General features: G+C 62.2%; 20 protein-coding genes. 10 read left to right on the forward strand and 10 right to left on the reverse strand.

Annotated features, from left to right (window positions below):
- Positions 1 to 144: 144 nt before the first annotated feature.
- Positions 145 to 273, reverse strand: a complete 129-nt coding sequence (locus WF331_RS01330; RefSeq protein ID WP_009683677.1) for a PA1414 family protein — start codon at positions 271 to 273, stop codon at positions 145 to 147.
- Between the two features lie 124 nt (positions 274 to 397).
- Entirely contained in the window at positions 398 to 1,291 is an 894-nt protein-coding gene (ptrR, locus tag WF331_RS01335) for a putrescine utilization regulator PtrR (protein ID WP_229609104.1), read from the reverse strand.
- A 106-nt stretch (positions 1,292 to 1,397) separates the two neighbouring features.
- Here ptrR and WF331_RS01340 point away from each other — a divergent pair, with 106 nt between their 5' ends.
- Complete coding sequence (locus tag WF331_RS01340; protein WP_284396594.1) at positions 1,398 to 2,567, forward strand: MFS transporter; 1,170 nt, start codon at positions 1,398 to 1,400, stop codon at positions 2,565 to 2,567.
- Positions 2,568 to 2,696: 129 nt separating this feature from the next.
- Here the strand turns inward: WF331_RS01340 and WF331_RS01345 are convergent, their stop codons facing one another.
- Both WF331_RS01345 and WF331_RS01350 read right to left on the reverse strand, forming a co-directional pair.
- The gene (locus WF331_RS01345; RefSeq protein ID WP_174371489.1) at positions 2,697 to 3,623 is read right to left on the reverse strand and encodes a DMT family transporter; all 927 of its coding nucleotides are present in this window, start codon (positions 3,621 to 3,623) and stop codon (positions 2,697 to 2,699) included.
- 106 nt (positions 3,624 to 3,729) lie between these two features.
- Positions 3,730 to 4,125 (reverse strand): hypothetical protein, encoded by a 396-nt coding sequence (locus WF331_RS01350; protein ID WP_016498447.1) that lies wholly within the window; start codon positions 4,123 to 4,125, stop codon positions 3,730 to 3,732.
- Between the two features lie 175 nt (positions 4,126 to 4,300).
- Here WF331_RS01350 and WF331_RS01355 point away from each other — a divergent pair, with 175 nt between their 5' ends.
- The 3 genes from WF331_RS01355 to WF331_RS01365 all read left to right on the forward strand — a co-directional run bounded on the left by WF331_RS01355 (position 4,301) and on the right by WF331_RS01365 (position 5,251).
- On the forward strand, positions 4,301 to 4,603 hold the full coding sequence (locus WF331_RS01355; RefSeq protein ID WP_016488542.1) for a type II toxin-antitoxin system RelE/ParE family toxin: 303 nt from the start codon (positions 4,301 to 4,303) through the stop codon (positions 4,601 to 4,603).
- Positions 4,596 to 4,892, forward strand: a complete 297-nt coding sequence (locus WF331_RS01360) for an addiction module antidote protein (protein WP_016498445.1) — start codon at positions 4,596 to 4,598, stop codon at positions 4,890 to 4,892. Before WF331_RS01355 ends, WF331_RS01360 begins: the two co-directional genes overlap by 8 nt.
- A gap of 86 nt (positions 4,893 to 4,978) precedes the next feature.
- Positions 4,979 to 5,251 (forward strand): hypothetical protein, encoded by a 273-nt coding sequence (locus WF331_RS01365; protein WP_016498444.1) that lies wholly within the window; start codon positions 4,979 to 4,981, stop codon positions 5,249 to 5,251.
- A gap of 117 nt (positions 5,252 to 5,368) precedes the next feature.
- On the opposite strand, the gene WF331_RS01370 is transcribed toward WF331_RS01365, so the two are convergent.
- A complete protein-coding gene (locus WF331_RS01370; RefSeq protein ID WP_019473861.1) occupies positions 5,369 to 6,730 on the reverse strand; it encodes a DEAD/DEAH box helicase in 1,362 nt (453 codons plus the stop codon).
- Positions 6,731 to 6,833: 103 nt separating this feature from the next.
- On the opposite strand from WF331_RS01370, the gene WF331_RS01375 reads away from it, so the two are divergent.
- The gene (locus tag WF331_RS01375; protein ID WP_174371491.1) at positions 6,834 to 8,135 is read left to right on the forward strand and encodes a mechanosensitive ion channel family protein; all 1,302 of its coding nucleotides are present in this window, start codon (positions 6,834 to 6,836) and stop codon (positions 8,133 to 8,135) included.
- A 116-nt stretch (positions 8,136 to 8,251) separates the two neighbouring features.
- On the opposite strand, the gene WF331_RS01380 is transcribed toward WF331_RS01375, so the two are convergent.
- The 4 genes from WF331_RS01380 to WF331_RS01395 all read right to left on the reverse strand — a co-directional run bounded on the left by WF331_RS01380 (position 8,252) and on the right by WF331_RS01395 (position 11,371).
- Positions 8,252 to 9,187, reverse strand: coding sequence for an AEC family transporter (locus WF331_RS01380; protein ID WP_284359788.1), 936 nt, complete (start codon positions 9,185 to 9,187; stop codon positions 8,252 to 8,254).
- Position 9,188: 1 nt separating this feature from the next.
- Positions 9,189 to 10,064 carry a carboxylate/amino acid/amine transporter gene (locus WF331_RS01385; protein ID WP_016498440.1) on the reverse strand — a complete coding sequence of 292 codons (876 nt, stop codon included), beginning with the start codon at positions 10,062 to 10,064 and terminating at the stop codon, positions 9,189 to 9,191.
- A gap of 283 nt (positions 10,065 to 10,347) precedes the next feature.
- Positions 10,348 to 10,947: an FMN-dependent NADH-azoreductase gene (locus WF331_RS01390; RefSeq protein WP_016498439.1), complete on the reverse strand. Its 600-nt coding sequence runs from the start codon at positions 10,945 to 10,947 to the stop codon at positions 10,348 to 10,350.
- A 109-nt stretch (positions 10,948 to 11,056) separates the two neighbouring features.
- Positions 11,057 to 11,371 carry a hypothetical protein gene (locus tag WF331_RS01395; RefSeq protein ID WP_012051530.1) on the reverse strand — a complete coding sequence of 105 codons (315 nt, stop codon included), beginning with the start codon at positions 11,369 to 11,371 and terminating at the stop codon, positions 11,057 to 11,059.
- 48 nt (positions 11,372 to 11,419) lie between these two features.
- Here WF331_RS01395 and WF331_RS01400 point away from each other — a divergent pair, with 48 nt between their 5' ends.
- From WF331_RS01400 to WF331_RS01415, 4 genes are all read left to right on the forward strand, one after another.
- A complete protein-coding gene (locus WF331_RS01400; RefSeq protein ID WP_016498438.1) occupies positions 11,420 to 12,343 on the forward strand; it encodes a LysR family transcriptional regulator in 924 nt (307 codons plus the stop codon).
- Positions 12,344 to 12,356: 13 nt separating this feature from the next.
- Positions 12,357 to 13,169: an alpha/beta fold hydrolase gene (locus WF331_RS01405; RefSeq protein ID WP_016498437.1), complete on the forward strand. Its 813-nt coding sequence runs from the start codon at positions 12,357 to 12,359 to the stop codon at positions 13,167 to 13,169.
- Positions 13,163 to 13,720 (forward strand): peptidylprolyl isomerase, encoded by a 558-nt coding sequence (locus WF331_RS01410; protein ID WP_340622586.1) that lies wholly within the window; start codon positions 13,163 to 13,165, stop codon positions 13,718 to 13,720. Before WF331_RS01405 ends, WF331_RS01410 begins: the two co-directional genes overlap by 7 nt.
- 63 nt (positions 13,721 to 13,783) lie before the next feature.
- Entirely contained in the window at positions 13,784 to 15,616 is a 1,833-nt protein-coding gene (locus WF331_RS01415; protein WP_016498435.1) for an ABC transporter ATP-binding protein, read from the forward strand.
- A 122-nt stretch (positions 15,617 to 15,738) separates the two neighbouring features.
- Here WF331_RS01415 and WF331_RS01420 read toward each other — a convergent pair whose 3' ends face one another.
- The gene (locus WF331_RS01420) at positions 15,739 to 16,866 is read right to left on the reverse strand and encodes a GNAT family N-acetyltransferase (protein ID WP_041167970.1); all 1,128 of its coding nucleotides are present in this window, start codon (positions 16,864 to 16,866) and stop codon (positions 15,739 to 15,741) included.
- A 262-nt stretch (positions 16,867 to 17,128) separates the two neighbouring features.
- Between WF331_RS01420 and WF331_RS01425 the strand changes: the two genes are divergently transcribed.
- The gene (locus tag WF331_RS01425; RefSeq protein ID WP_016488555.1) at positions 17,129 to 18,373 is read left to right on the forward strand and encodes a putative porin; all 1,245 of its coding nucleotides are present in this window, start codon (positions 17,129 to 17,131) and stop codon (positions 18,371 to 18,373) included.
- Positions 18,374 to 18,521: the final 148 nt, after the last annotated feature.

Consider the following 18,521-nt stretch of genomic DNA (forward strand, 5'->3'; position numbering starts at 1 on the left):
CACAAAAAATGCACAGGGCCTGAGGCTTGCGCAGTAACTGTGGGAGCTGGCTTGCCGGCGATAGGGCCAGAAGAGATAACAGTAAACTCCAAGACACAAAAAAGGCCGCAGCACCCACCCAGGGGCTGCGGCCTTTGTCTTTTATCAGCGACGACGCGGTTGGCGTTTGCGCTGCTCTTCGTCAGTCGGGATCGGCACCGGCTGCAAGGGTGGTGGAATCAGCCCCAGGGCGACCGCCAGGTCGTGGAGCCAGTTGGACAGTGGTTTATTCATAATGCCCCCTTGACGGGTCAGCCTCACGGCGAATCAATCCTGGGATGTTTCATACAGATCATAGCCTGATGTCCTGTATTACGCATGCCTATGCTCTTACAGATAAGGGCCATTTTGACGCGGATCAAGCCGTAGCGGCGCATTCCGACGACTGGTTAATCGTTTCGCTTTGTTGCAGGTCGATCCACGCCTGCAAATTTGCCCCACGCATACCCTGACGCCACATCAGCCAGGTGACCGCCTGATCGAACGGCGCCTGCAGCGGGTGCACCCTTACCTGGGTGCGCCCAGGCAGGCTGTCGAGCATCGACTGGGCCATCATCGCCACGCCTGCACCGGCGATCACGCAGGCCAGCATGCTCTGATACGACTCGATCTCCATCACCCGGCCCATCGGCGTGTGGGCATGGGCATACCACGCTTCCAGGCGCATGCGGTACGAACAGCCCTGGCGGAAGGTGAACACCGCCTTGCCCGCCACATCCTTGGCAGTGTGCACCGCTGGGTGCTCGGGGCTGGTGATCAGCACCAGCTGCTCTTCGCACAGCGGCACGCCATCCAGCCCTGCCAGGCTCGGCGGGCCATCTACCAAGGCAGCGTCCAGTGTGTGGCCAAGCAGGCCTTCAAGCAACTCGCCGCTAGGCGCTGCGCGCACCTGCAGGTTCACTGCGGGGTAGGCCTGGTGATAGCGCGCCAACAACGCCGGCAGGTGAGTCGCCGCCGTGCTGTACATGGTCCCCAGTACGAAATCCCCGGCTGGCTGGCCGCCGCGCACAGCGGCCAGCGCCTCCTCGCGCAGCGCCGACAGACGGTTGGCGTACTCCAGCAGCACCTTGCCGGCCGGCGACAGCTGCAGGCGCTGGCGCTCACGCAGGAACAACTCGACACCCAGTTGCTCCTCAAGCTGGCGCAAACGCGTCGACAGGTTCGATGGCACACGGTGCAAGCGTTCGGCGGCACGGGTGACCGAGCCTTCCTCGGCCACGGCCTGGAAGATACGCAGCTGGCTGAATTCCACAGCATTCTCCAAAACAGAACAACTTGGTCATCATTATTCAATTTTATTGAAAATGAAACCGCCCTAACCTGCCAGTCATCGCTTACATCCGTGCAGGAGACCTGTCATGTCGCCCCTCATTCAACTGCTGGCCAGCGCCGTGGCGCTGATGATGGCCATGGGCATCGGCCGTTTTGCCCTCACCCCGCAACTGCCGCAACTGATCGCCGAAGGCCAGTTCGACCTGACGGTCGCCGGGCTGGTCGCGGCCGCCAACTACCTGGGCTATTTCATTGGCGCGGTGGACGCCATGTTCGCCCGCTCACCCGGCCAGGTGCGCCTGCGCCTGCATGGGGGGCTGTGGCTGTGCGTGCTGCTGACCCTGGCCTCATGGGCCGCCGACGGATTCTGGAGCCACCTGCTGCTGCGCTTTGGCACCGGCGTGGCCAGTGCCTGGGTGCTGGTGATGATCACCAGCCTCAGCCAAAAGGTGGCCACCGCGCACAACCACCAACGGCTGGGTGCCCTGGTGTTTGCAGGGCCCGGCCTGGGCATCGCCGTGACCGGCCTGTTGGCACTGGTGGCGCACCTGGCTGGGCTGGGCTCGGCAGCACTGTGGCTGATCTATGCCGTGGCCGCGCTGGTGATGCTGCTGGCCGTGCGGCCTTGGTTGCCACGCGTTATACAAGCTGCGCCAACCTCATCGCCCTCGCACCCGGGCCCGACCCGCAGCGTCGGCATTGGCCGCCTGGCGCTGGTATACGCGCTGTACGGCGTGGGTTACATCCTGCCAGCCACCTTCCTCTCACAGATGGCCAACCAGCAGTTTCGCGGGCAGTGGATGGCCGACCTGTTCTGGCCGGCGTTTGGCCTGTCGGCAGCGCTGGGGGTGATGCTGGTGAGCCTGCGCCGTGGTGGCCGCACCTCGACCTGGCTCACCGCCACCTTGTGGTTGCAAGGGCTTGGCGTGCTGGCCTGCCTGATGGGCGGGGGTATCGGGTTGGCGCTGGGAGTGGTGCTGTGTGGCGGGCCGTTCCTGGCCTGCATGCAACTGGTGATGCAACGCTCGCGGGAGCTGGCACCGCATGCCACACAGCGCAATGCCGGGCTGCTGACCGCGTGCTTTGCCCTTGGGCAGTTGAGCGGGCCGTTGTTGGCTGCGGTCAGTAGCCATTACAGCGGCGGCCTGCAGCCGGCGTTAATGCTGGCGGCGGTGGGGCTGGGGCTGGCGGGCGTGCTGGTCATGACCAGTGGGCAGAGCACTCAAGGTTGCCAGGCAGTAGCCCGTACAGCCTGAGCAGCTGATTTTGCCTGCACGGGCCCTATCGCCGGCAAGCCAGCTCCCACAGGTATACGTACCACTTCAAGGCCTGATGTACTCCTGTGGGAGCTGGCTTGGCGGCGATGGGGCCAGCACAGGCAACCTTCAACCCACCAGCTTGCGCAGTTGTTGCTTCACCCAAGGCTCGGCACTCACCAGAACCACGCCCAGCAACACCAACAGCGCGCCGATCACGAAATTGACGCTCAACGGCTCATCCAGCAGCAGCACCCCAAAGGTCACCCCGAACAGCGGCGTAATGAACGAAAACACCGCCAGGTTGGACGCCAGGTATTTGCGCAGCAACCAGAACCAGGTCAGGTAACTGATGAACGACACCACAACCCCCTGGAACAGCACACTGCCCATCGCCAAGGGTGTCAGCGATACAGCGCCGATCTGCCCGCTAAGCAAGGCAATCAGCAACAGGCCTGCAAAACCTACCGCCAGCTGATAGAACAAGGTCAAGGTAGCCGGTGCTTCCGACAGCCGCGAGCAGCGCACCACGACTGTAGTAGCGCCCCAGGCCAGCCCGGCGATCACGCCAAAGGCATCACCCAGCAGCATGCGCCCATCCATTTCCTCGAACGACATGCCGCCAGCAAACGCCATGGCTATGCCGCCAAATGCCAACAAAATCCCCAGCCACTGCAAAAAACGCAGCCGCTCGCTGGGTAGCCGGAAGTGCAGGCCCAACGCGGTGAACACCGGTGCGGTATAGAGAAACACCGACATGTGCGCCGCCGACGTCAGCTTCAGGCCTTCGGCGATGAACAGGAATTCCACACCGAACAGCCCGCCCGCGAGCAAACCCGCGCGCCATGTGCTGCCGACCTGATCCCAGCCACCGCGCCAGCACAGCATCAGCGCCACCAGCACAGCTGCGATGCCATTGCGCAGCGCGGCCTGCATCACCGGCGCGATGTCGACGGCGGCGGTCTTGATCAGCACCTGCTGGCAACCCCAGATCAGGCACAGCCCCAGCATCACCTGAAAGGCAAAGGCGTCAGGGTTCTTGCGGACCGCGCTCATAGGCGGGCCTGTGGGGTGATAGAAAGCATGGGCAAAGGCTCGGCAGTATTCAGAAGCTACCGATTATCGGGTTTCCCTACCCGCTCTTGCCAGCCTCAAAACGACCTCAAGCGATCTGCGCCTTCGAAGACACCTGTTCGAAGGTTGCCTCATCCAGCGCATCCGCCTGTTCGTCCAGCACCTGGCGCGGGTGTTCGAAGCCCGGGATGCTGCTGTCGATCAGGCTCAACAAGCGTAACCCGCGCTCGGTCAGCACGAAGTTCTCGCCATTGCCGCCCTCTTCTTCCGGGCGGCTTTCGATGAAGCCACGCTCGAACAGCAACTTTTCATACTCGCAAGCATGGGTTTTAAGGTGGTCCAGGTCCCCCACCGGCTCACCTTTGGCGGCCTGCGCCGCGGCGTGCTGTTCGGCATAGGGGCGTGGCGTAAAGCTGTGACCGGCGCCGTTCTGCACTTCGTGCAGCAAACGTTCGATCAGGTCCCAATCGTAGGCGATGCTCATGGCTACGGGCTCCTGCTGTGGACGGAATGGGTACACAGGTTGGGACCTGCCGGCGCAAGCGGTGTTCCGAAAGATGAAGGCTGGATGGATGCTACAGTCTGAAGCCGCGTAGGCAGCAATAGACAGAAACCATTTGCTGCCTCGCCTTGTGTAGTTTATAAACTACATTCACTCGATGAAGAAAATCGAATCCAGCAGTTTCAGACATTGGGTGACCGGACTACGGGACTTAAGCGCCAGAGCCCGAATCATTTCTCGGATCAACCGGTTGATGGAGGGTCTGCCTGGCGACGTATCTCCGGTAGGCCATGGCGTGAGTGAGCTCAAAATTCACTATGGTCCTGGCTACCGGGTGTACTTCCATCAGACGGGCAGCACCTTCGTCATTCTGCTCTGTGGCGGTGACAAAAGCAGTCAAAAGCGAGACATCAAGGTTGCCCACCAGATTCTGCGTTCGTGGAGGATGCAAAATGACTGAAACCTTCTCTGAATTCGATCCTGCCGCGTACCTCACTACACCTGAAGCAATCGCGCAGTTCATGACCGATGCACTTGAAACCGGCGATGCCAGCTATGTCGCTAAAGCTGTCGGCGTGGTTGCACGCGCCAAGGGCATGAGCGAACTGGCGAAAGAGACTGGGCTGTCCCGAGAGCAGCTTTACAGGTCATTCAGCGAGCATGGCAATCCTACGCTGAAGTCGTTTCTGATCGTGATGAAGGCGTTGGAAATAGACATGACGGCGCGGCCTCACCTCGCCAGGGGATAACGCTTCTGCGCCATCGGTCGCCAAGGCTGAACTTGCTTGCCGCCGCAATGTTCCACCGCGCATAGCCAACGCTAGAGGTAAAAAGGATGAAACCGCTGCTGCCGATTACCTGCGTCATTGCCCTGTCCTGCGCCCTGCCCGTCTGGGCCTGCACGCCGGAAGAAGCCACGCAGAAACGTGAAGAGCTGGCCGGGTTGGTTACCCAGTTGACCGAGCAGAACCCGCAGAAGGCCAAGGAGATCAACGACGAGCTTCAGGGGATGGATCTAGGGACGGCGAGCAAGGACTTGCCCGACAAGTGCCAGCTGATAGACCAGCGGATCAAGGAACTGAAAACGGCGGAGAAGAAGGCTGATTGACCGGTTGCCTTCGATGGCTCCATCGCCGGCAAGCCAGCCCCACAGGCCCCGCTGAATTCAGCGTTTATGGTTTCCCTGTGGGAGCTGGCTTGCCGGCGATGGGGCCTTGATAGCTACTTATTCAGCAGCAGGCTTGCGCTTTTTCAGCGGCGCCAGGCCGTCAGCGCTGGCCAGAGGTGCATTGGCCCGCGGTTTGGCGGTTGGCTTGCGCTTGGCGGCAGCTTTCTTGTCGCCGGTTTTCTTGTCAACTTTCTTCTTCTTGGCGCCAACAGCCTTGCCCGAGGCCTTGACCTTCTTCGGCCCGCTGTAGGTGCCTTTCACTTCCTTGATCACACGGCGCTCGAACTGCTGCTTGAGGTAGCGTTCGATGCTCGACATCAGGTTCCAGTCGTTGTGGGTGATCAGCGAGATCGCCAGGCCTTCGCCACCGGCACGGCCGGTACGGCCCACGCGGTGTACGTACTCGTCACCGCTGCGAGGCATGTCGAAGTTGATCACCAGGTCCAGGCCGTCGATATCCAGGCCGCGAGCCGCCACGTCGGTAGCCACCAGCACCTTGGAGCTGCCCTGCTTGAAGCGCTCGATGGCCAGTTTGCGGTCTTTCTGGTCCTTCTCGCCGTGCAACACGAAAGCCTTCACGTCCTTGGCCACCAGGTGACCGTAGATGCGGTCGGCCATGGCGCGGGTGTTGGTGAAGATGATCGCCTTGTCGAAGGTTTCGTTGGCCAGCAGCCACTGCGCGATGTGCTCTTTGTGCTGGTCGTGGTCGGCGGTGATGATCTGCTGGCGGGTGCCTTCGGCCAGCTGCGAGACGCTGTTGAGCATCAGGTGCTCAGGGTCTTTCAGCACCTTGCCGATGATGTCGCGCAGGGCAGCGCCACCGGTGGTGGCGGAGAACAGCAGGGTCTGCTCGCGGTTTTCGCACTCCTTGCACAGGCGCTCCATGTCTTCGGCAAAGCCCATGTCCAGCATGCGGTCAGCTTCGTCGAGGATAAGTACCTGCACGTGGGACAGGTCGAGGTTGCCGGCGTTGAGCTGCTCAAGCAGGCGGCCCGGGGTGCCGATCAGCACGTCCGGCACCTTGCGCAACATGGCGGCCTGCTCCTTGAAGTCTTCGCCGCCGGTTACCAGGCCCGCCTTGATATAGGTGAACTGCGAGAACAGCTCCACCTGCTTCAAGGTTTGCTGGGCCAGCTCGCGGGTCGGCAGCAGGATCAGCGCACGGATCTCGACGCGCCCACCTTTCAGGTCGACCAGGCGGTTGAGCAGCGGCAGTACGAAGGCCGCCGTCTTGCCACTGCCGGTCTGCGCGGTCACGCGCAGGTCGCGCCCTTGCAGGGCCAGGGGGATGGCCGCGGCCTGCACCGGGGTCGGCTCGACAAATTTAAGCTCGGCCACGGCTTTAAGCAGGCGTTCATGCAGGGCGAATTGGGAGAACACGGAGGTAACCTCAGGCAAGTGCGGGAAATTCAGTTGCATAGGGTAACGTTTTCTGCCGCCTTAGCCGAATTTCTTTTGGCAACTTTGTCGCCATCCGCGCTCTAATGGCACCTCGTTTCACAACAAGACTGTACCCAAGCCCATGGATATACAACGAATCTGGCGTGACTCCCTCGACCTGTGGGGCACCCTCGACCAACATCCCATGCTGCACGCGGCCATCGGCCTGGCGGTGCTGCTGCTGATTTCCCTGGTGGTCGGCCGCCTGGCGCGCTTCCTGATGCTGCATGGCGCCCGTCTGCTGGCCCGCCAGCCTGCCCTGAAGTGGCTGGACGACCTGCGCCATAACAAGGTGTTCCACCGCCTGGCGCAAACCACGCCCTCGCTGGTGCTGCAGTTTGGCCTGAAGCTGGTGCCGGAGCTGTCCGACACTGCCCAGCACTTCCTGGGCAATGTCGCCCTGGCCTTTACCCTGCTGTTCATGACCATGGCGCTGTCGTGCCTGCTGGATGCCCTGCTCGACATCTACGCCCGCACCGAGCACGCCCGCACCCGCTCGATCAAGGGCTATGTGCAACTGGCCAAGATGATGCTGTGGATCTTCGCCTCGATCGTCATCGTCGCCACCCTGATCGACCGCTCACCGTTACTGCTGCTGTCGGGCCTGGGTGCCATGTCGGCGGTGCTGCTGTTGGTGTACAAGGACACCCTGCTGTCGTTCGTCGCCAGCGTGCAACTCACCAGCAACGACATGCTGCACGTGGGTGACTGGATCGAAATGCCGCAAGTAGGTGCTGATGGTGACGTGGTGGACATCACCCTGCACACGGTGAAGGTGCAGAATTTCGACAAGACCATCGTCTCGATCCCCACCTGGCGCCTGATGAGCGAGTCGTTCCGCAACTACCGCGGCATGCAGCAGTCCGGGGGCCGGCGGATCAAGCGCAGCCTGTTCATCGATGCGGCCGGCGTGCGTTTCCTCACCCGCGAAGAGGAGCAGCGCCTGAGCCAGGTGCAGCTGCTGGGCGACTACCTGGCCGGCAAGCGCCAGGAGCTGCAGAACTGGAACGAGGCGCTGGGGCCGGTGGCAGAGCTGTCGGCCAACCGCCGCAAGCTGACCAACATCGGCACCTTCCGCGCATTCGCCCTGGCTTACCTGAAAAACCACCCCAACGTGCACCCGAACATGACCTGCATGGTGCGGCAGATGCAGACCACGGCCGAAGGCGTGCCGCTGGAGATCTACTGCTTCACCACTACCACGGTGTGGGCGGACTATGAGCGGATTCAGGGGGATATCTTCGACTATTTGCTGGCGGTGTTGCCGGAGTTTGGCTTGAGCCTGTATCAGCAGCCGAGTGGCAATGACATGCGGGTGGGGTTGGCCGGGCGTACGGCGGCGGAGCCGGTGCCGCGTCGCCTTGAGGAGATGAGCGAGGCTTGAGATAGCCGGGGCTGCCTTGCAGCCCATCGCCGGCAAGCCAGCTCCCACAGGAGCTCACAGCATTCAGCCGTGATGCCATCCTGTGGGAGCTGGCTTGCCGGCGATGGGGCGTGCTGCTACCCCGCATATCCCAGCAGGTACAACAGCCCGGTCAAGGTCACCAGCGATGCCACGGTCGACAACAGGGTGGTCCGCGAAATCAGCCCCGCCTCGCGGTTGTAATACTCCGCCAGCATGAACGGCCCCGTACCGGTCGGCAGGGCCGCCAGCAGCACCGCCGAAGCCGCCCACATGCTCGGCACGCTGAACACCTTGTACGCCAGCACCCAGGTCAACGCCGGCTGCCCCACCAGCTTCAAGCCTACCAATGGCCAAGGGCTGGCTTGCGCACCCGCGCGCTTTTCTGCCAGGAATGCACCCAGCGATATCAAGGCGCACGGCGTGGTGGCCAGCGCCAGCATGTCGAGAAAATGCATCACCGGCTCGGCCAGAACCAACCCGCTCATGGCCCACCCCGCCCCCACCAGCGGCGAAATCACCAGCGGGTTCTTCGCCAGCGCCTTGCCAACTACCACCACGGCGCGACCGATATGCCGCTCCTCCTGTAGCCCGACCTCGATCAGCGTCAGCGAAATGGCGAACACCAGGCACACCACGATCAACGACGAGATCAGCGCGGGCTGCAAGCCCGCCTGGCCGAACAGCAGCAGGCACAGCGGAATGCCGATGTAGCCGGTGTTGGCATACCCCGCACTGAGCCCGTCGATGCTCGCCGCCACCAGGCCATGGCCGCTGTACAGCCGCCACGCCAGCGTGATCACGAACATGGCCAGGGCGCCCGCGCCGAAGGCCACGATGAAGCCGGGGTGCCAGATCTCGCTCCAGGTGGCAGTTGCAGTCACCTTGAACAGCAACGCCGGCAGGCACAGCCAGACCACCATCTTGTTGATTTCGGCGGCAGCCTTGTCGCCCAGCTTGTTGGTCTTGCGGCACAGATAACCGACCAGGATCAGCGCGAAGATCGGCGCAACAATGACGAAGATGGTGTGCATGTCAGGCCTTGTTGGCCAGCGGTGCCTGCGCGCGTGCGCCCAACCGGCTCAGCCACACCGACGCCAGGATGATCCCGCCGCCAATGAACAGCCGCCCCAGCGGCTCGTGCTGGTTCCAGATCAGCAGGTTCAACAGCAACCCCACCGGCACATGCAGGTTGTTCATGACCGCCAGCGTGCCGCCAGAAACCATGCACGCGCCCTTGTTCCACCAGTAAAGGCCCAGCGCCGTCGGGCACAGGCCCAGGAACAGCAGCACCAGCCATTGCACATCGGTACTCGGCAGGTGCTGGGCATTGCCGAACAGCAGGAAGGCCGGCAGCACCACCAGCAAGGCGCCCAGGTAGAAGTAGCCAAAGCGGGTGTAGTGCGGCAGGTCACTGGGGTGGCGTGCCACCAGGTGGCGATACAGCACCTGGCCGGCGGCATAGGTGAAGTTGGCCAGTTGCAGCAGCAAAAAGCCGATGAAGAACTCGCCGCTGATGCTGTCGAAGCGGATCACCGCGGCACCGGCTACGGCCACCAGCGCAGCCAGCAGCGCCCACGGGTTGAAGCGCCGGTTCATGGCGTCTTCGATCAGCGTCACGTGCAACGGCGTGAGGATGGTGAACAGCAGCACCTCTGGCACCGTGAGTACGCGGAAGCTCAGGTACAGGCAGACGTAGGTAATGCCGTACTGCAGGGCGCCGATCAGCAGCATCGAGCGCATGAAGCGCGGTTCGACCTGGCGCCAGCGGGTCAGCGGCAAGAATACCAGGCCGGCCAGCAGCACCCTTGCGAGCACGGCAAAGTAGCTGTCGACGTGCCCGGCCAGGTACTCGCCGATCAGGCTGAAGGAAAACGCCTGGATCAGCGCGACGATTATCAGGTAGCCCATGGTTGCCTCTCATGTATCAAGGCCGCGACCTTAGCGGGTTGCGGCGAATGAGTTCAACCATGAGGAATGTAGGGGCTGTACCTGCCTCTTCGCGGGCACGCCCGCTCCCACAGGTACACCACAGGTCTCAGGTGCTGCGATATCCCTGTGGGAGCGGGCGTGCCCGCGAAGGGGCAGGCTCAGGTCCCCTCATGGCTCCATGCATAAAAAAGCCCGGCCATTGGCCGGGCAGGTACACCCAAAGGAGCAAAAACAGGTGTCAGGGTTGGGAATTCAGTAAACCTCAGGCCACCGCCGCCAGTTTGGCCTTGGCCTGGTTGACACCCTTCTCGTGGAACTCGCCGCTCATGTTCAGGCCTTCGGCATGGATGAAGTCGACATCGTGAATGCCGATGAAAGCCATCACCTGGCGCAGGTACGGTTCCTGATGGTCGCTGGTAGCGCCGGCATGGATACCGCCGCGGGCAGTCAGGACGATGGCGCGCTTGCCGGTCAGCAGGCCCTGCGGGCCAGTGGGGGTGTACTTGAAGGTGATGCCGGCACGCAGCACGTGGTCCAGCCAGGCCTTGAGGGTGCTGGGGATGGTGAAGTTGTACATGGGTGCGGCCATCACCAGCACGTCGGCAGCCAGCAATTCATCCGTCAATTGGTTGGAACGGGCCAGCGCATCCAGTTCGGCGGCGCTGCGCTGTTCTTCGGGCTTCATCCAGCCACCCAGCAGGTTGGCGTCCAGGTGCGGCACCGGGTCTACGGCCAGGTCACGCACAGTAATCTGATCAGCCGGGTGAGCGGCCTGCCATTGCTGGATGAAATCACGGGTCAGCTGACGGGAAACGGAATCCTGCTGGCGGGCGCTGCTTTCGATGATCAGTACGCGGGACATGGGGTGCCTCCATCGGCAAAAAGGGTGCGATTCGATGGAGGTGAGATTAAGGCTTGACCTATCGATAAAAAAGCGTAAAAAGTGGGTTCAATCAATCGATTAATCAGTTTTATTCCGCGCTGCAGTTCAAGGCGATCCGCAGTTTGATGATCTGCCGATTGAATTTGGCGGTGACATCGACGCTTTTGCCGGCCGGAACGTTCACCCGGCGTACCCGCGGTGCTTCCGGGCCGTTGCGGAAGGTGACCTTGCACGCCGCCGGTACTTGCCCATAGTTGTTCAGGGTAATCGCGCCAATGTCGTAGGCCGTGTCATAGGCGGTGTAGTCGAGCTTGACCCCGGTCAGTTCCTTCTCCACATCGATGGGATAAGCCATGGCCCCGAGGGGCAGGCACATCAGTATTGCCGCACAACATTTCTTCATGGGCCGCTCTCCTTGAAAGAGCGCAGCTTAGGACAACAGGAGCGAAAGATGAAAGCGCCGCGCGTAACCCTTGACCAGTGGCGGACCCTGCAAGCAGTGGTCGATCACGGTGGGTTTGCCCAGGCCGCCGAGGCACTGCACCGTTCGCAGTCCTCGGTCAGCTACACGGTGGCCCGCATGCAGGAACAACTGGGCGTGCCATTGCTGCGCATCGACGGCCGCAAGGCGGTACTCACCGAGGCGGGCAACGTGCTGCTGCGCCGCTCACGCCACCTGGTCAAGCAGGCCAGCCAGCTCGAAGACCTTGCCCACCACATGGAACAAGGCTGGGAAGCCGAGGTGCGGCTGGTGGTCGATGCCGCCTACCCCAGTGCGCGGCTGGTACGTGCCCTGGCCGCGTTCATGCCGCAAAGCCGCGGCTGCCGGGTGCGCCTGCGTGAAGAAGTATTGTCTGGCGTAGAAGAAGTGATGCACGAAGGTATCGCCGACCTCGCCATCAGCAGCTACAGCATTGGCGGCTACCTGGGCGCCGAGCTGAGCGCGGTGGAGTTCGTCGCCGTCGCCCACCCCGAACACAGCCTGCACCGCCTGGGCCGGGAACTCACCTTCCAGGACCTGGAAAGCCAGCTGCAGGTAGTCATCCGCGACTCCGGCCGCGCACAACCACGCGACGTCGGCTGGCTGGGTGCCGAGCAGCGCTGGACCGTGGGCAGCCTGGGCACTGCCGCCACCTTTGTCAGCAGTGGCCTTGGCTTTGCCTGGCTGCCCCGGCACATGATCGAGCGCGAGCTGACTGAAGGCGTGCTCAAACCGCTGCAGCTGGATCAGGGTGGCAGCCGTCACCCACTGTTCTACCTTTATTCGAGCAAAGAGAAGACCCTGGGCCCGGCCACGCAGATTCTCATCGACCTGCTGCGCAACTTCGACACCGCGCCACTGGACGTGCCCTTCGCAGCCCCCCCGCAAGCCTGAGAGGACCGCGCCCATGGCCTATTTCGAACACGAAGGATGCGCACTGCATTACGAGGAATATGGCCAGGGCGAACCCTTGGTGTTGCTGCACGGCCTGGGCTCAAGCTGCCAGGACTGGGAGTTGCAGGTGCCGGTGCTCAGCCGTCATTACCGGGTGATCCTCATGGACATCCGCGGCCACGGTCGCTCCGACAAGCCCCGCGACGGCTACCAGATCGCCACCTTCAGTGCCGACCTGCTGGCCCTGCTCGAACACCTGCACACAGGCCCGGTGCACTTCGTTGGCCTGTCCATGGGCGGCATGGTGGGTTTTCAGTTCGCTGTAGACCACCCTCAGTGGCTGCGCAGCCTGTGCATCGTCAACAGCGCCCCCGAGGTCAAGCGCCGCACCCGTAGTGACTGGGCCTGGTGGCTCAAGCGCTGGGGCCTGGCGCGCCTGCTCAGTGTCGAAACCGTCGGCAAGGGCCTGGCCGAGCGCCTGTTCCCCAAGCCCCATCAAGCAGACCTGCGGCAGAAGATGGCCCAGCGTTGGGCGCGCAATGACAAACGCGCCTACCTCAAGAGCTTCGACGCCATCGTCGACTGGGGCGTGCAGGAACGCATCGGGCAGATCCACTGTCCTACCCTGGTGATCGCCGCCGACCACGATTACACCCCGATACAACTGAAAGAGCGTTACGTGGCCCTGATGCCGAACGCCAGGCTGGTCGTTGTCGACGATTCCCGGCACGCTACGCCCCTCGATCAACCCGAGGTCTTCAACCAGACCCTGCTGCAGTTCCTTGCAGCCGCTTCCACCTCTCAAGGATCTTTGAGCCCATGCTGAAAAAACTCCTGCTCACCGCCTGCTCGGTCGCCTTCGCCACCAGCGTCATGGCTTCCGACAAGACCCCGCACGTCATGCTCGACACCAGTTTCGGCCAGGTCGAAATCGAGCTGAACGCCGAGAAGGCGCCGATCAGTACCAAGAACTTCCTCGAGTACGTCGACAGCGGCTTCTACAACAACACCATTTTCCACCGCGTGATCCCCGGCTTCATGGTCCAGGGCGGCGGCTTTACTGACCAGATGGTACAGAAGAACACCAACGACCCGATCAAGAACGAGGCCAGCAATGGCCTGCTGAACACCCGCGGCACCCTGTCGATGGCGCGCACCTCCAACCCGAACTCCGCCACCAGCCAGTTCTTCATCAACGTAGCCGACAACGATTTCCTCAACCCGGGGCGCGACGCCGGGTACGCCGTGTTCGGCAAGGTGACCAAGGGTATGGACGTGGTCGACCAGATCGTCAACTCGCAAACCACCACAAAAAAAGGCATGCGTGATGTACCGACAGACCCGGTCTACATCAAGTCGGCCAAACGCATCGACTGACCGCAGGCTGCACAGGGACGTGCAACCGCCTGAGGGCCGGATGGAACAGGAGTGTCGTTACCCATGCTGTACCGTCGTTTTGAACAGCTGATCGATATCTTTCGCGAAGCACCCAGTGAATCGCCCCCCACCACCGTGTGGCCGTTCTACCTGTATTACCTGCGCCAGGTCTGGCCCAGCTTCCTCGCCCTGCTGGTGGTCGGCCTGTTCGCCTCGCTGATCGAGGTGGCGATGTTCAGCTACCTCAGCCGCATCATCGACCTGGCCCAGGGCACGCCGAATGCCAGCTTCTTCAGCGAGCACAGCGGTGAACTGATCTGGATGCTGGTGGTGATCCTGCTGCTGCGGCCGTTGTTTTTTGGCCTGCACGACCTGCTGGTACACCAGACCATCAACCCCGGCATGACCAGCCTGATCCGCTGGCAAAACCACACCTATGTGCTCAAGCAGAGCCTGAATTTCTTCCAGAGCGACTTCGCCGGGCGCATTGCCCAGCGCATCATGCAGACCGGCAACTCGCTGCGTGATTCTGCCGTGCAGGCGGTGGACGCGTTGTGGCATGTGCTGATCTATGCGATCACCTCGCTGGTGCTGTTTGCAGAAGCCGACTGGCGCCTGATGCTGCCGCTGCTGGTCTGGATCGCCGGCTACATCGCCGCGCTGTTCTACTTCGTGCCACGGGTCAAGGAGCGCTCGGTGATCTCGTCCGACGCTCGCTCCAAGCTCATGGGGCGTATCGTCGACGGCTATACCAACATCGCGACGCTGAAGCTGTTCGCCCACACCGACTACGAGCAGCAGTACGCACGTGAGGCGATCCGCGAGCAAACCGAGAAAACCCAGCTGGCCTCGCGGGTAATTACCAGCATGGACGTGGTCATCACCACCCTCAACGGCCTGCTGGTGGTCGCCACCACAGGCCTGGCGCTGTGGCTGTGGAGCCAGTCGCTGATCACCGTTGGCGCTATCGCCCTGGCCACCGGCCTGGTAATCCGCATCGTCAACATGTCGGGCTGGATCATGTGGGTGGTCAACGGCATCTTCGAGAACATCGGCATGGTCCAGGACGGCCTGCAGACCATCGCCCAGCCGGTTACCGTCACCGACCCGCCCAACGCGCCGGCGCTCAAGGTCAGCCGCGGCGCGGTGCATTTCGATGATGTCGACTTCCACTATGGCAAGGGTGCCAACGTGATCGAAGGGCTCGACCTGAACATTCGCCCGGGCGAAAAAATCGGCCTGATCGGCCCGTCGGGCGCGGGCAAGTCGACGTTGGTCAACCTGCTGTTGCGCCTCTATGACGTGCAGGGCGGGCGCATCCTCATCGATGGCCAGAACATTGCCGAAGTCAGCCAGGCCAGCCTGCGCGCGCAGATCGGCATGATCACCCAGGACACCTCGTTGCTGCACCGCTCGATCCGCGACAACCTGCTGTATGGCCGCCCCGGCGCCAGCGAGGCGGAGTTGCACGAAGCGGTTCGCCGCGCCCGCGCCGACGAGTTCATCCCGCAACTGTCGGACGCCCAAGGGCGCACCGGCTTCGATGCCCATGTGGGTGAGCGCGGGGTCAAGTTGTCGGGCGGCCAACGCCAGCGCATCGCCATTGCCCGGGTGCTGTTGAAGAACGCGCCGATCCTGATCATGGACGAAGCCACTTCGGCGCTGGACTCGGAGGTGGAGGCGGCCATCCAGGAAAGCCTGGAGACGCTCATGCAAGGCAAGACGGTGATCGCCATCGCCCACCGGCTGTCGACCATTGCCCGGATGGACCGCCTGGTGGTGCTGGACAAGGGCCGGATTGTCGAAAGTGGCAGCCATGCGCAGTTGCTGGAGCAACAAGGGTTGTATGCCCGGTTGTGGCACCACCAGACCGGGGGCTTTGTCGGGGTCGATTGAGTACTGCCCCCCTATCGCCGGCAAGCCAGCTCCCACATTTACTCCACAGATTTCATGGCCTGTGGTAATCCTGTGGGAGCTGGGCTGCCGGCGATAGGGCCATTACAAGCAATACAAAACCCTCAGTCCCGGCGGTAGGGCAACATCCCCCTCGCCTCCTCGGCATACCCCTTGACCCCTTCCCGCTCCTGCAGCAGAAAATCCTCCACCGCCCGCCGCAACCCCGGGTGCAGCAGGTAATGCCAGGACCGCGTCAGCACTGGCTCAAACCCGCGTATCAGCTTGTGCTCGCCCTGCGCCCCGGCATCGAAACGCTGGTAACCCTCGGCAATGGCAAAATCCATGCCCTGGTAGAAACACGTTTCGAAATGCAGCCGGTCGAACTCATCCAGGCACCCCCAGTAACGGCCAAACAGGCTGTCCCCCCCCACCAGGCTCAAGGCCATCGCTACATCGCGCCCACCCTGACGGGCCATTACCACACGCAGCGCCTCGGGCATGCGTTCGGCCAGCAGGCTGAAAAACTCGCGGGTCAGGTAAGGCGCGCGTCGGCGCACCGCATAGGTGTTGGCATAACACTGAAAGACGAAATCCCACTGTGCCTCGTCCAGTTCATCACCGCGATACCAACGGAATTCGATGCCCTGCCCCGCCACCTGCTCACGCTCCTTGCGCATCTGCTTGCGCTTGCGCGAGCTCAGGCTGTCGAGAAAATCCTGGAAGTCGCGGTAGCCCCGGTTTTGCCAGTGGAACTGACAGCCCAGGCGCTCCAACCATCCTGGCAGGCCCGCCAACTGCGCGTCCAGCGCCGGGTCGGTGAAGTTGATGTGCGCACTGGAAAGTCCGCCCTTGCCCAGATACTCCGGCAGGGCCTGCAGCATCAGCAAACCGTCAGCCGGGTCGGCCGTCAGCAGGCGTGGGCCGCTGACCGGGCTGAACGGCACAGCGCCGAGCAGCTTGGGGTAGTAGGCAATACCGGCCCGCTCACAAGCATCGGCCCAGCCGTGATCGAACACATACTCGCCAAACGAGTGCCACTTGCGGTACGCCGGCAGCAGCGCCCGTACCTGCCCGTCACGCTCCAGCACCAGGTGCTCGGCGGCCCAGCCGGTGTTGCGCTGCACACTGCCGCTGTCTTCCATCGCGCTGAGGAAGGCATGGCGCAGGAACGGTTGGCCCGCCGGCACCAGGGCATCCCAGGTGGCAGCCGGAAGATCACGCAAATGGGCAAGGCTATACAGGCTGGTCACGGTTTCGGCTCGCTGTCTGAAGGCGTTCAGTATCCCCAAGGAACGCTCCGCACTCAAATGACGAAAGCCGGGCTGATCCTTTTACTCTCAATTACTTAACAACAGTGCCACTAATTAGACATTAATCTGTAATTGGCCCCCGCAATACTTGCGCCTGTTTTCCGGAACCCCAGAACCTGTCTATTCAGGCCCTTTCCGAAGACATGCCAACGCAGGGGCAGGCGCTTGAGCCTCCCCCATTTTTTTCAGTAGGGAGAACCTTATGCGTCTTGTTTCTACACTTACCGGAGTGAGCCTCACCGGCATGATGCTGGCTCTGAGCGCCCCGGCCAGTGCTGCTGTCGACGCCAAGCTGCTCGAAATGCTCCGCGCCAACGGCTCGATCAACCAGGCGCAGTACAACGAACTGCAGGGCGACCTGGCAAAAGAAACCAAGGAAAAGGCCGACCAGAAAGCTCAGTCCGAACGTATGAGCTCCTTTGAACAAAAAGTGGCATGGGCCGCCAAGACCCAGATCAAGGGTGACGTGCGCCTGCGTTACGAAGACGTCAACGTCGACAACCCGATCTCCCGCAGTGGCAACCAGGACCGTGAGCGCGTGCGTGCCCGTGTCGGTTTCTACAGCGAGATCAACCCACAGGTTGACGCCGGCGTGCGTGTGGCCACCGGCAGCAGCGCCGATGCCCGCTCGACCAACCAGAGCCTGGACAACTACTTCGAGAAGAAATCGCTGTGGGTCGACCTGGCCTACCTCGACTGGCACCCGACTGCCGTGCCAAACCTGCACCTCATCGGCGGCAAGATGATGCAGCCATGGGTGAGCATGGGCGACATCATCTGGGACAGCGACATCAACCCGGAAGGCGTAGCGGCCACCTACAAGACCAACCTCGGCCCGGCCGAAGTATTCGGCAGCATCGGCCACTACAACCTGAAGGACAACGTAGACGGCGACGGCGTGCAGTACAAGCACGACGCACAGCTGTATGCGGCCCAGTTGGGCACCAAGTTCAACGCGGCTGACACCGTCAAGGTTACCGTGGGCGGCAGCATCTATGGCTACGACAACGACAAGGCCTCGGCTGCCCTGGCTTCGCTGGGCAACACCACCAACGAGTTCCAGCTGGTGGAAGGTTTCGGCCAGGTCGACTTCACCGGCTTCGCCATCCCACTGTCGGCCTACGGCCAGTTCGTCAAGAACACCGAAAGCACCGATGGCAAGGACAAGGCCTGGCTGGCTGGCCTGAAGAGCAAGATCGGCGCCTGGAGCCTGGACTACAACTACCGCGACGTGCAGCGTAACGGTGTAGTCAGCCTGTTCACCGACTCCGACTTCGGTAACGGCTTCACCGGTTCCCGTGGCCACAAGTTCAAAGTGGGTTACGAAATCGACAAGAACTTCGCCCTGGGCGCGGCCTACATGATGGCCAAGACCGACTACTCCAACCTGCCGAACAGCGATGCTGACGTAGACACCCTGCAGGTAGACCTGGAAGCCAAGTTCTAAGCGTCACCCTCTCTGCTTAAAGCTGAAGCGGGAAATGCCGACCCCATCCGGCGTTTCCCGCTTTTTTTGCCTGTGTGAAATGCGCCGGCCCCTTCGCGGGCTTGCCCGCTCCCACAGGATCACCACAGACCTGGAGAACTGTGCTGTA

Source organism: Pseudomonas sp. YNh, assembly GCF_037993085.1.
GTDB lineage: Bacteria > Pseudomonadota > Gammaproteobacteria > Pseudomonadales > Pseudomonadaceae > Aquipseudomonas > Aquipseudomonas putida.

Coding starts and splice junctions, on each gene's coding strand:
- WF331_RS01330 (WP_009683677.1), bottom strand. CDS start 273: ATGAATAAACCACTGTCCAACTGGCTCCACGACCTGGCGGTCGCCCTG.
- WF331_RS01340 (WP_284396594.1), top strand. CDS start 1,398: ATGTCGCCCCTCATTCAACTGCTGGCCAGCGCCGTGGCGCTGATGATG.
- WF331_RS01345 (WP_174371489.1), bottom strand. CDS start 3,623: ATGAGCGCGGTCCGCAAGAACCCTGACGCCTTTGCCTTTCAGGTGATG.
- WF331_RS01350 (WP_016498447.1), bottom strand. CDS start 4,125: ATGAGCATCGCCTACGATTGGGACCTGATCGAACGTTTGCTGCACGAA.
- WF331_RS01355 (WP_016488542.1), top strand. CDS start 4,301: ATGAAGAAAATCGAATCCAGCAGTTTCAGACATTGGGTGACCGGACTA.
- WF331_RS01360 (WP_016498445.1), top strand. CDS start 4,596: ATGACTGAAACCTTCTCTGAATTCGATCCTGCCGCGTACCTCACTACA.
- WF331_RS01365 (WP_016498444.1), top strand. CDS start 4,979: ATGAAACCGCTGCTGCCGATTACCTGCGTCATTGCCCTGTCCTGCGCC.
- WF331_RS01370 (WP_019473861.1), bottom strand. CDS start 6,730: ATGCAACTGAATTTCCCGCACTTGCCTGAGGTTACCTCCGTGTTCTCC.
- WF331_RS01375 (WP_174371491.1), top strand. CDS start 6,834: ATGGATATACAACGAATCTGGCGTGACTCCCTCGACCTGTGGGGCACC.
- WF331_RS01380 (WP_284359788.1), bottom strand. CDS start 9,187: ATGCACACCATCTTCGTCATTGTTGCGCCGATCTTCGCGCTGATCCTG.
- WF331_RS01385 (WP_016498440.1), bottom strand. CDS start 10,064: ATGGGCTACCTGATAATCGTCGCGCTGATCCAGGCGTTTTCCTTCAGC.
- WF331_RS01390 (WP_016498439.1), bottom strand. CDS start 10,947: ATGTCCCGCGTACTGATCATCGAAAGCAGCGCCCGCCAGCAGGATTCC.
- WF331_RS01395 (WP_012051530.1), bottom strand. CDS start 11,371: ATGAAGAAATGTTGTGCGGCAATACTGATGTGCCTGCCCCTCGGGGCC.
- WF331_RS01400 (WP_016498438.1), top strand. CDS start 11,420: ATGAAAGCGCCGCGCGTAACCCTTGACCAGTGGCGGACCCTGCAAGCA.
- WF331_RS01405 (WP_016498437.1), top strand. CDS start 12,357: ATGGCCTATTTCGAACACGAAGGATGCGCACTGCATTACGAGGAATAT.
- WF331_RS01410 (WP_340622586.1), top strand. CDS start 13,163: ATGCTGAAAAAACTCCTGCTCACCGCCTGCTCGGTCGCCTTCGCCACC.
- WF331_RS01415 (WP_016498435.1), top strand. CDS start 13,784: ATGCTGTACCGTCGTTTTGAACAGCTGATCGATATCTTTCGCGAAGCA.
- WF331_RS01425 (WP_016488555.1), top strand. CDS start 17,129: ATGCGTCTTGTTTCTACACTTACCGGAGTGAGCCTCACCGGCATGATG.